The sequence below is a fragment of the Moraxella nonliquefaciens genome, from assembly GCF_001679005.1.
GTDB lineage: Bacteria > Pseudomonadota > Gammaproteobacteria > Pseudomonadales > Moraxellaceae > Moraxella > Moraxella nonliquefaciens.
In genome coordinates this window covers 277,401-288,913 of the sequence record NZ_LXTW01000003.1, presented here as the reverse complement: position 1 = coordinate 288,913, position 11,513 = coordinate 277,401, and the positions used below count along the sequence as shown (strand labels likewise).

10 protein-coding genes and 2 riboswitches are annotated in these 11,513 nt (G+C 41.2%); of the genes, 5 read left to right on the top strand and 5 right to left on the bottom strand.

Translation table 11 applies throughout. The annotated features are described in order from the left end of the window. Positions 1-31: 31 nt before the first annotated feature. Together metG and A7456_RS02465 are read left to right on the top strand one after the other, a co-directional pair. Positions 32-2,101, top strand: a complete 2,070-nt coding sequence (gene metG, locus A7456_RS02470; RefSeq protein ID WP_067007213.1) for a methionine--tRNA ligase — start codon at positions 32-34, stop codon at positions 2,099-2,101. Positions 2,102-2,162: 61 nt separating this feature from the next. Continuing rightward, positions 2,163-3,743 (top strand): NYN domain-containing protein, encoded by a 1,581-nt coding sequence (locus A7456_RS02465; RefSeq protein WP_067007210.1) that lies wholly within the window; start codon positions 2,163-2,165, stop codon positions 3,741-3,743. Between the two features lie 158 nt (positions 3,744-3,901). On the opposite strand, the gene rplI is transcribed toward A7456_RS02465, so the two are convergent. The 5 genes from rplI to A7456_RS02440 form a co-directional block, all read right to left on the bottom strand. Next, positions 3,902-4,381 (bottom strand): 50S ribosomal protein L9, encoded by a 480-nt coding sequence (rplI, locus tag A7456_RS02460; RefSeq protein WP_066885843.1) that lies wholly within the window; start codon positions 4,379-4,381, stop codon positions 3,902-3,904. A 13-nt stretch (positions 4,382-4,394) separates the two neighbouring features. Next, a complete protein-coding gene (gene rpsR / locus A7456_RS02455) occupies positions 4,395-4,622 on the bottom strand; it encodes a 30S ribosomal protein S18 (protein ID WP_003657491.1) in 228 nt (75 codons plus the stop codon). A gap of 15 nt (positions 4,623-4,637) precedes the next feature. Further along, a complete protein-coding gene (gene rpsF / locus A7456_RS02450) occupies positions 4,638-5,039 on the bottom strand; it encodes a 30S ribosomal protein S6 (protein ID WP_067007207.1) in 402 nt (133 codons plus the stop codon). Positions 5,040-5,171: 132 nt separating this feature from the next. Next, on the bottom strand, positions 5,172-5,678 hold the full coding sequence (locus tag A7456_RS02445; protein ID WP_067007204.1) for a hypothetical protein: 507 nt from the start codon (positions 5,676-5,678) through the stop codon (positions 5,172-5,174). A gap of 62 nt (positions 5,679-5,740) precedes the next feature. After that, positions 5,741-6,061: a YcgL domain-containing protein gene (locus A7456_RS02440; protein WP_067007202.1), complete on the bottom strand. Its 321-nt coding sequence runs from the start codon at positions 6,059-6,061 to the stop codon at positions 5,741-5,743. Between the two features lie 119 nt (positions 6,062-6,180). Then, positions 6,181-6,305, top strand: a riboswitch (glycine riboswitch). 17 nt (positions 6,306-6,322) lie between these two features. Beyond that, positions 6,323-6,437: riboswitch (glycine riboswitch) on the top strand. Between the two features lie 112 nt (positions 6,438-6,549). On the opposite strand from A7456_RS02440, the gene gcvT reads away from it, so the two are divergent. From gcvT to gcvP, 3 genes are all read left to right on the top strand, one after another. Beyond that, positions 6,550-7,650, top strand: a complete 1,101-nt coding sequence (gcvT, locus tag A7456_RS02435; RefSeq protein WP_067007200.1) for a glycine cleavage system aminomethyltransferase GcvT — start codon at positions 6,550-6,552, stop codon at positions 7,648-7,650. A gap of 302 nt (positions 7,651-7,952) precedes the next feature. Then, positions 7,953-8,333 (top strand): glycine cleavage system protein GcvH, encoded by a 381-nt coding sequence (gcvH, locus tag A7456_RS02430; RefSeq protein ID WP_064636723.1) that lies wholly within the window; start codon positions 7,953-7,955, stop codon positions 8,331-8,333. 247 nt (positions 8,334-8,580) lie between these two features. Further along, on the top strand, positions 8,581-11,433 hold the full coding sequence (gcvP, locus tag A7456_RS02425; RefSeq protein WP_067007197.1) for an aminomethyl-transferring glycine dehydrogenase: 2,853 nt from the start codon (positions 8,581-8,583) through the stop codon (positions 11,431-11,433). Positions 11,434-11,513: the final 80 nt, after the last annotated feature.

Here is an 11,513-nt window from a genome sequence, read left to right as displayed (position 1 = left end):
ATAAACTTTTAAAACAACAGGTACGCACATCATGACAGCCAAACGCCAAATTCTTGTTACCAACGCCCTACCCTATGCCAATGGCTCTATCCATATGGGGCATCTTTTGGGCTATATCCAAGCTGATATTTGGGTGCGTGCCATGAGGTCTATGGGACATGATGTGATTTATGTCTGTGCCGATGATGCTCATGGGACAGCGATTATGCTTCGTGCCAAAGACAATAACATCACACCAGAGGAGCTAATACAAAGCGTACAGATTGAACATAAACGAGACTTTGACCGTTTTGGTGTATCTTTTGATTATTATGACAGCACACACTCAGACACCAATTACCAATACAGCAAAGAGATTTATCTTGCCAATCACAAGGCAGGCAACATTGTCATCAAACCTGTGACTCAGCTTTTTGACCCCAAAAAACAAATGTTTCTGTCCGACCGCTTTATCAAAGGCACCTGCCCAGCATGTAAGGCAGATGACCAATATGGCGACTCGTGCGAAGTGTGTGGCAAGACCTACAATGCCACCGAACTTATCAACCCACGCTCTACCCTAAGTGATTCAACACCCATCAAAAAAACATCTGACCATTATTTTTTTAAATTACCGAACTTTACCAAGTTTTTACAAAAATGGACACGAGATGAAGGACGATTGCCCGCCTCTATCGCCAATAAATTAGACGAGTGGTTCAAGGCAGGACTTACCGACTGGGATATCAGCCGAGACGCTCCTTATTTTGGCTTTAAAATCCCAAATACAGACGATAAATATTTTTATGTGTGGGTAGATGCTCCAATTGGCTATATGGCAAGTTTTAAAAATTACTTGACCACCCATCGCCCTAATTTGTCATTTGACGACTATTGGAATCCGAACAGCACCACCGAAGTGTATCATTTCATTGGCAAAGACATCGTTTATTTTCATGCTCTGTTTTGGCCTGCCATGCTCTCTGGGGCAAATTATCGTACACCCACAGCTCTATTTGTGAATGGTTTTTTGACCGTTAATGGTGAAAAAATGAGCAAATCTCGTGGCACATTTATCAAAGCTGAAACCTATCTAAAACACCTAAACCCTGAATATCTGCGTTATTATTTTGCCTCAAAGTTGTCTGATAAAGTGGAGGATTCGGATTTAAATCTTGATGATTTTATCACCAAAGTCAATGCTGACCTTGTTGGTAAAGTGGTGAACATTGCCAGTCGCTGTGCTAAATTTATCAATACTCAATTTGCCAATAAACTCTCCGATACTTGTGCCGAACCCAAACTTGTCAATCAATTCATCCATGCTGGCGAACACATCATCAAACACTACGAAAAGCGTGAATTTAGCAGTGCCATTCGTGAAATTATGGCACTTGCCGACCTTGCCAATCAGTACATTGATGACAAAAAACCATGGGCAATTGCCAAAGAAAATCCAAACAGCCAAGAAGTCCAAGACATCTGTTCGGTGGGGCTAAACCTATTTCACAAAATCATGGTCTATTTATCGCCTGTGTTGCCAACGCTTGCCGAGCAATCTCGCTCATTCTTAAATGTTGAGACGATGAATTTTGATGAACGTTTTAACGTCTTAACGCACTCTATCAATGAATTTAAGCCACTTTTGCAACGCATTGACCCCAAAAAAGTGCAAGCCATGGTTGATAACTCAAAAGAAAACCTACAACCAACCGACACCAAAAAAGCCCAAAAATCCAAAAAAGAGAGTAAGCCTGTGGAAACCACCGACCAAAACACCTTTATTAACATTAATGATTTTGCCAAAGTTGAGATGAAAGTCGCCAAAGTTCTTGAATGCAACCACGTCAAAGGGGCAGACAAATTACTGCAATTTACCCTTGATGTGGGAGATGTGGATGACAAAGGTGAAAAACAAACTCGCAATGTGTTTAGCGGTATCGCCAAATTTTATCAACCCGAAGAGTTGCAAGGCAAAACGGTGATTTGTGTAACCAACCTTGCCCCCCGTAAAATGAAATTTGGCATTAGTGAAGGCATGATTTTATCAGCTGAAAAAGATGGGCAATTGACCGTTGTATTACTGCCCGACAGCATGGTAGCAGGAGCGACTTTGGCATAAATCATGATATTTAAGACTGCCACGACACAAGGTGGCAGCTAACAACATAAACGGAATAAATATGTTACATGATATCGCTGTTCTCATTGATGCAGATAATGTCAGCCATCAAAGGATTGATTGGATTTTTGAGCAAATCAATCATCTTGGTCAGATAACCACCAAACGTATTTATGGTGATTTTACCAAACCGAATTTATCATCTTGGGAAAATGCCATTTTAAAATACGCCATTGAGAAAAAACGCCAAAGCAGTTATAGCACAGGCAAAAATTCTAGCGACCTTGCTCTTGCCATTGATGCCATTGATTTGTGGCATGCAGGTAAGTATGATGGTTTTTGCATTATCTCATCAGACAGCGATTTTATTGGTTTGGCATTACGCCTAAGACAGGGCAATGTTCAGGTCTTTGGTTTCGGTGAACATAAAGCCATTAAAGAATTTCGTCAAGTATGTTCAAAGTTCTTTGAATTACCATGCACACCATCTGTTCATGTCTCACCAAAAAACCCAAATACCACCATACCGACAGCAAAAATTCCTGCCAGTCAATTAAAATGCAACACTAAACTACTAAATGCCTTAAAAGATGCCATTAACAACAGCAAAATGGATAATGACGGTTGGGTAAATTATGCCGTATTTTCATCTTATTTTCAAAAAAAATATCCAACCATTAAATCTGATGATTACGGTTATGATAAATTTTATGAGCTGATTGATGTCATAGATATCTTTGAGATTAAAAAGGAAAATTCTACCATTTATATCAGGATTAGACCCACCATAAACTCTACAAATTCAATTAATACACAATGGTCCGGAGAAAAACTTGATAAAGAATTAACTTTAATCAATGCCATCAAAGAAAGTATTGCCAAAAACCAAGAAAATGGTTGGGCAAATTTTGGTACGGTCATTCAATATTTAAACAATCATTATTCAAAATTAGAACCAAATACTTATGGTTTTAAAAAATGGGGTTTATTGATTAAGAAGATAAGTTTATTTGAAACCAAACAAGTTAACAAGACCACGTTAAATGTCCGTGAAAAACCAAATAATTCAGAGCTGTCAAAAGCCAAAACTGACAATTCTGACAAAATAAATAACCAGCAATTACTCAGTGATATCCTAGCCGCCATTAATGAAAATAACTCAAAAGATGATGCGTGGATACATATTGGTTATTTAGGCACTCAATTAAAGAATAAAGGCTATAATCCAAAAGATTTTGGTTGTAAAACTTTTAGGCAACTCCTGCTAAACACTGATGGCGTGATACATCAAAAAATCAATCACGGCGATTATTTTTCTTTGAGTGATAAATCACAAATAAAACCTATAACACACAACAATCTCAACTCGTCCGATGATGACAACTTAACCGATACTAAACTGTATCAATTACTGCTTAAAAACAAAGACAAAATTAAAGAATTGTTGTTAAGATACGCCAATCTTAACACGCTTGACTTTTGGCGACTTTTAAGCAAAAATTTACCTGATGAGTTCATGGATGATGTCAGTCAAAACCATGACTGCTTTGTCCTTTTTGTTCGTTGTGAATTGCATGAACTGGACTTGATGGCACAAGAAAATGGATTCTTATTCTGTGCATCTGGGGCGAACACTCATTGATGTCATGATACAATCAAAAAAGCACCCATCCAAACATGAGTGGTTTTTGCCAATGTTAATCAAAAATACCACTTGACTTATTTGAGTAATAAGGTTTTATCAGACAAATAAAAACCCCCAAACTAAAAAGATTGGGGATTTTAATGTATAATGATTAATCATTCATCATCTTCATCAACCTTGTTCTCGCCATCTTCTGACAAAATGGTAACAAGAATGTCAGCAGTAATATCGTGATGTAGCTGAATGGTAACTTTATATTCACCCACTTGACGCAGTGTGCCCTCTGGCAACTTCACTTCTGCACGATCAACTGGCAAGCCAGAAGCGGTCAGTGCATCAGAGATATCACGAGTACCGATAGAACCGAACAATTTACCTTCATCACCTGCTTTGGCACGCATGATGACATTCACGTCTGACAGAGCATCAGCACGTTCTTGGGCTTCTTGTAGTTCTTGGGCTTCTTGTGCTTCTAGCTCAGCACGGCGAGTTTCAAACTTAGCAATATTTGCTTCATTAGCAGGCAGTGCTTTGCCTTGTGGGATGAGATAGTTACGACCGTAACCTGCTTTTACATCAACAGTCTCGCCAAGCTTACCAAGATTAACGACACGCTGTAATAGAATAACTTGCATGATGGTCTCCTAATTACTTGTGGTTGTCGGTATATGGCAATAGAGCCAAATAACGAGCTTGTTTAATGGCAACTGCAAGCTGGCGTTGATACTTAGTAGAAGTACCCGTGATACGGCTTGGAGTGATTTTACCATTTTCGCTGATGTATTGTTTTAAAAGTTCAACATCTTTATAATCAATGTGGGTAATGCCTTCTGCGGTGAAACGGCAGAATTTACGACGACGATAGAAACGAGCCATGAGTTATCTCCTTAATTATTCGCTTGCATTGTCTTCACTCTCAGTTTCCTGAGTGCGAACATCGTTACGGCGGTTGGCTTTACGAGTGCGTTTGTCTTCGGCTTCTTTTGCCAAAGGAGATTGTTCGGTAATGGCTTCATCACGGCGAATGATAAGACTGCGAATGATGGCATCGTTGTATTTGAACAACTCTTCTAACTGTGCCAATGTCTCATCGTTACACTCAATGTTTAGCAAAACATAGTGTGCTTTGTGGATTTTATTGATTGGATAAGCCAATTGACGGCGACCCCAATCTTCTAGGCGATGGTTATTACCGCCATTATCTTCTACGATAGAACGGTACTTAGTTACCATGTCGGCAACTTGGTTGCTTTGGTCTGGATGTACCAGTAGCACCACTTCATAATGTCTCATAAGGACTCCCTACGGATTAAAACAGCCATTATCACAGATAACAGCAAGGAGATTGAAAATTGATTGATACAAACCAATCATTTAACAAGGTTGGCTATTATACACGAATTTTTTTATAAAAAAAAGGGTGATTTAAGATTTTTGGATATTTTTATCCATCTCTTCAAGCAGTCTTTTTTGTTCTTGGATGCGTGATTTTTGTTTGGTTTTGGCAATATTTACCTCTATTATCCCACGTAAAACCTGCCAAATCGCCCCCAAAAATAGCAACATAATAAACACCGCCAAAATTGGTAAAAAAGCATTTCTTGCCTCTGATACATCGCCCATCAAAACACTGTGAGCCACATTTGCTACCGCAGGGGCAATCTGTCCTGTGCCCGTCAATGTATCACCGGGGGTCAAAAGCACTGCTAACGCCAACGCCCACAACATGCCACCAATGGGGCGTGGCATGACACGTGCCACAAATATGAGCAAAAGTAGCACCAAAGCAGACGCACCCATATATGCTAAAAACGGCAAGTCCTTATCTGGAATGTCTTTAACCAAATTTGACCACCAAATCACAAGTTTGGCAATGTATTCGCTAATAACATCTAAGGGTAGGCTTTTAACAAGCTCTTTTAACCATTGCATAATTTGTCAGTTACAAAAATAATCTTCCCATTGTAGCATGTTTTTGGAAAAATTAATAATTTTTAATCATATTTTTTGTCTTGCAAAGATTTGGCTTTGACAAGGGCTTGCTGGGTTAATACATGCGTTGGTGGTGCTTGAACATAATAGCCTTGTTCGTTAAGTTTGGCTTTAACTTGATGAATGTCCACCTGAGCCAATTTTTGTCTTGATGACAAATCTAGGTGCATGACAAATTGACCAAACCCCAATGTTGACCGCATATCAGATGGTAATACCTCAAACCAATCACAAATCTCATCGGTATCATCAGGATAATTTGGGCGGGCGATATAGACATACCAGTCAGGGTTTTTTGGAAATTTATAAATATCACAGTGCATTTTTGTACCTTAAACATTAATATTTCATTGCATAATAATTGCATGAACTCAATTTTACAAATTATTTTACAAAATTTGCAAATTTTGCTTGTAAATTGTAGCATTTTTTTTCATAATAGGGATGTTTTTCAGGAGAGTGTTGCAAAAGCAATCACCGAAGGCGTAATGTTGTAAATCTTAAATTTATTTTTTAGGATTTAAAGCCCCCTATAATCGCTCAGGTAACAAGGACTGAAAGACTTAATTTATGATAACACATAAATTAACCACTCTGGAGAGCGTGCTTGCACCACCGAAGGGAACAAGTGGGTGATTTGATTTGACAACTGACAAATCACCTGACGAAAATCTCAGGTAACAGGACAGATGGGGTGTTTTTTGACAATCTACCCATAGGATTTTTTGTTTTTATTGTTGTTAATAACTTTTTAATACTTGTTAATAATAATCAAGAAAATCCCATAAAGTCATAAAGTTAAGGACACCTCATGACCGCTCCACAACGCACCCCTTTATTTGATGCTCACACCGAACACAATGGCAAACTTGTTGATTTTGGCGGTTGGGAGTTACCTGTCAATTATGGCTCACAAATTGATGAACACCATGCCGTGCGGACAGACGCAGGCATGTTTGATGTCTCGCACATGCTGGTTACCGACATCAGCGGTGATAACGCCAAAGCCTTTTTACAAAAGCTACTTGCTAACGATGTTGCCAAATTAGGCTTTGTCGGTAAGGCTTTATATTCTGCCATGCTAAACGATGATGGCGGCGTCATCGATGACCTTATCGTCTATCGCATGAACGAAGATGAGAGTGCTTATCGCATCATCTCAAACGGTGCAACCCGTGAAAAAGACTCTGCACACTTTGCCAAAGTTGGCGGGGCATTTGGTGTAACTTTGACCCCACGCCATGATGTTGCCATGCTTGCCATCCAAGGGCCAAATGCCATCGCCAAACTTCTTGCCGTCAAGCTTGAATGGACAGACAAAGTCAATGCCCTAAAACCCTTTGTCGGTGTGGATTTGGGTGATGATTGGTTTGTCGCTTATACAGGCTACACAGGCGAAGATGGCGTTGAGGTGGTCATGCCAGCAGATGAGGCGGTCTTGTTTTTTGATGAGCTTGTCAAAGCAGGTGTTGCTCCGTGTGGACTTGGTGCCAGAGATACTTTGCGTATGGAAGCTGGCATGAATCTATACGGCAACGACATGACAGACGATGTCAGCCCCCTAGAAGCAGGCATGGCATGGACGGTTGATTTAAAAAATGAAAATCGTGATTTTATCGGCAAATCCGCCCTTATCGCCCTAAAAAATGACGGCATCAAAATGCGTCAAGTTGGGTTACTACTTGCCAAAGGCGGTGTACTTCGTGCTGCCATGGAAGTGATTACCGAAGATGGGTCTGGCATCACCACCAGCGGAGTATTCTCCCCAACTCTAAACCAATCCATCGCCATCGCTCGTGTGCCTGCCAGCTTTACAGGCGAGCATGCCAAAGTTATCATGCGTGGCAAAGAGATGGATGTGCGTGTACTCAAATTACCATTTGTCAGACATGGCAAAAAGCAATTTGATTGATTGTATACCGAAAAACTGACCAAAAGCATCAAGCGTGCTTTTGGGTCTTTATGTTCGTTTTATTATGTTTAGAAATTGATTTAGGAATTGAAATCATATGAAATACCTATGTGCAGGTTTGGTTATTTTATTATTGGTAGGCTGTGATGCCAAAGACACATGCTTAGATGATGGCGGTCGTTATGATGAAGCAAGCAAACAATGCGTCTATCAATAGCTTGACAATCCTTGTACACCGCTTTTAAGTACACCCTTTTAACCCATTAACCCCCATTTATTCACCAAACTCACAGGAGAGACCCATGAGTAATATCCCCGCTGATTTAAAATATGTTGCCAGCCACGAATGGCTAAAACTAGAAGATGACGGTATCATCACCGTTGGTATCACAGACCACGCCCAAGATTTGCTGGGTGATGTGGTATTTGTTGAGTTGCCAGAAGTCGGTCGCACCGTCTCTGCTGATGAAGAGATTGCCGTTGTAGAATCAGTTAAAGCAGCGAGCGATGTCTATGCCCCAATCGCAGGTGAAATCGTTGAGATTAACGAAGAGCTGGTAGACAGTCCAGAGCTTGCCAATGAAGACCCTTATGGCAAAGCATGGTTCTTTAAAATCAAACCTGCCAATGTGGCCGATTATGATGACCTACTTAGTGCCGAAGAGTACCAGAGTGCTTTGTAAGCTGTTTAAATCATTAAACTGTTCAAATCATCAAGCAAGGGTAAAAATTTGCCCTTGTTTAAATTGTTTAAATTGATTAGCCATTGGCAAATTTGATTTTACCACATGCCCCATCTGATATACCTTTATCCTGTATTATTGGCAATTAAATGGGCAAATAATTGATAAAATATCAATCATCCATCAATGGTTAATCAATTTAAACACCCATTGACTAACTTTTAAAGCCCAGCACAAGGAAAACTTTATGTCATTTAACAATTTTTCAGAATTATTCTATGAAAATGCTTTTGTTCATCGTCATCTTGGTAAAGATGCCAATGAACAACAAGCCTTATTACAAACCGTTGGTTTTGATGATTTGGACAGCTTTATTGATGCTGTCGTTCCCAAAGCCGTTCGTCTGAATAAAGATTTGGATTTACCAAAAGCCATGAGTGAGCATAATGCCTTGGCAAAACTGCGTACCATGGCAGATAATATTACCGTCGCCAAAAGCTATATCGGTCAAGGCTACTCCCCTACTCGCCTGCCTGCGGTCATCCAACGAAATGTGCTAGAAAACCCCGGTTGGTATACCGCCTATACTCCCTATCAAGCTGAGATTGCCCAAGGTCGGCTTGAAGCTTTACTTAATTTTCAACAAGTTTGTATTGACCTAACTGGCATGGATTTGGCAGGGGCAAGCCTGTTGGATGAAGCAACCGCCGCCGCTGAGGCGATGGCGATGGCTAGGCGTGTGAGTAAATCAAAATCCAACGCCTTTTTTGTAGATGAGCGTACCTACCCACAGACCCTTGATGTCATTCATACTCGTGCCAAATATTTTGGCTTTGAAATTGTGATGGGCGATTTTGATGTTGCCAAAAATGGTGAGTTTTTTGGGGCATTTTTCCAGTATGTCGGTAAAGATGGCGATGTGGTGGATTTGACCGATGTCATCACCGCTGTCAAAGACAACGGAGCTTATGCCATCGTTGCCAGCGATATCATGAGCCTTGTGCTTTTAAAATCCCCTGCTGATATGGGAGCTGATATTGCTTTGGGAAGCACACAGCGTTTTGGCATTCCGATGGGTTTTGGTGGGCCACATGCTGCCTATTTTGCCTTTAAAGACAAAGACAAACGCTCGGCACCTGGTCGCATCATTGGCGTATCAAAAGACGCCCAAGGTAATACCGCCCTACGCATGGCACTACAAACCCGTGAACAACATATCCGCCGTGAAAAGGCCAATTCAAACATTTGCACAAGTCAAGTACTCCTTGCCAATCTGGCAGGCATGTACGCCGTCTATCATGGGGCGGTAGGGCTAAAACGCATTGCCACACGCATTCATGCCCTAGCGGTCGCCTTTGCCAAAGCGGTCAAATCATCAGAGCTGGCAGTGCGTCATGATGTGTTTTTTGATACCGTACTGGTTGAATGTGGAGGGCAGGCACAAACGATTTTTAAGACCGCCAAAGACAAAGGCTACAACTTATGGCAGCATGACAATGGCGGTATTTCTGTATCATTTCATGAACTCACCGATGAAGCAGAGTTTGATGAACTGTGTCAAATCTTTGGGGTCAAAGGCAGTCTTGATGCCATCCAGATTCAATTGGGCGATTTATTAAGACAAGATGACATTTTAACCCATCCTGTGTTTAACAGTCATCACACCGAACACCAAATGCTACGCTACCTAAAATCCTTAGAGGATAAGGATTTGGCGATGAACCGTTCAATGATTTCATTGGGTTCTTGTACCATGAAATTAAACGCCACCAGTGAGATGTTGCCCATCACCTGGGATGAGTTTGCAAATGTGCACCCATTTGCACCCAGCGAAGACACCAAAGGCTACATTCAGATGATTGAGAGCCTACAAGCCCAGCTAAAAGCCATCACAGGCTTTGATGAAATCAGCATGCAGCCCAATTCAGGGGCATCTGGTGAATATGCAGGCTTGCTCGCCATTCGTCGCTATCATGAAAGTATGGGTCAAGATGAGCGTAATGTCTGCCTAATCCCCCGCTCAGCACACGGCACCAATCCAGCAACTGCCCAGATGATGGGCATGAAAGTTGTGGTCGTTGCAACCGATGATAATGGTAATGTGGACATTGATGACCTAAAAGCCAAATGTGATGAACACAGCGATAAGCTTGGTGCTTTGATGATTACTTATCCATCAACGCATGGGGTTTTTGAAGAGGGCATTCGTGATATTTGTGATATGATTCACGCTCACGGTGGACAGGTGTATATGGACGGTGCTAACATGAATGCACAAGTTGGCATCATGCAGCCAGCTGATGTCGGGGCAGATGTGCTACACATGAATTTACACAAAACTTTTTGCATCCCACATGGTGGTGGCGGGCCTGGCATGGGGCCAATTGGTCTAAAATCACACTTAGCACCTTTTATCTCAAATCATCGTGTTGCACCTGTGTTTAATGCCCAGTCTGACTGTTCGGCGGTTTCAGCCGCTCCTTATGGTTCGGCAAATATCCTGCCAATTTCATGGATGTATATCACCATGATGGGTCGTGATGGTCTTTTATCAGCCACCAAACAAGCACTGCTTAACGCCAATTATATCGCAACTAAGCTAAGCGAAGATTATCCTGTTTTATATACTGGTAAAAATGGGCGTGTGGCTCATGAATGTATCATTGACATTCGCCCATTAAAAGCACAAACAGGCATCTCTGAAACTGACATTGCCAAGCGTTTGATGGATTATGGCTTTCATGCACCAACCATGTCATTTCCTGTGGCAGGCACACTCATGATTGAACCAACAGAATCTGAAAGCAAAGCAGAGATTGACCGCCTCATCAGTGCCTTAAAGCAAATCAAACAAGAGGCCTTAAAGGTGCAAACAGGCGAAGATGGTTGGACACCAGATGACAATCCACTTGTCAATGCCCCACACACCGCCTTTGTTATAACAGGCGAATGGACGCATCCGTATAGCCGTGAAGAAGCTGCCTTCCCATTACCTTATATCAAGGCACATAAGTTCTGGCCTTCGGTGGGTCGGGTGGATGATGTTTATGGCGATAAAAATCTGATTTGTGCTTGCCCGAGCATTGAAAATTACGAATGATACTTTAATGCCCAAATAATACTTTAAGCACTAAAAAAATCCGCTCAATAAAATTGGGCGGATTTTTTAAACTTGACCAT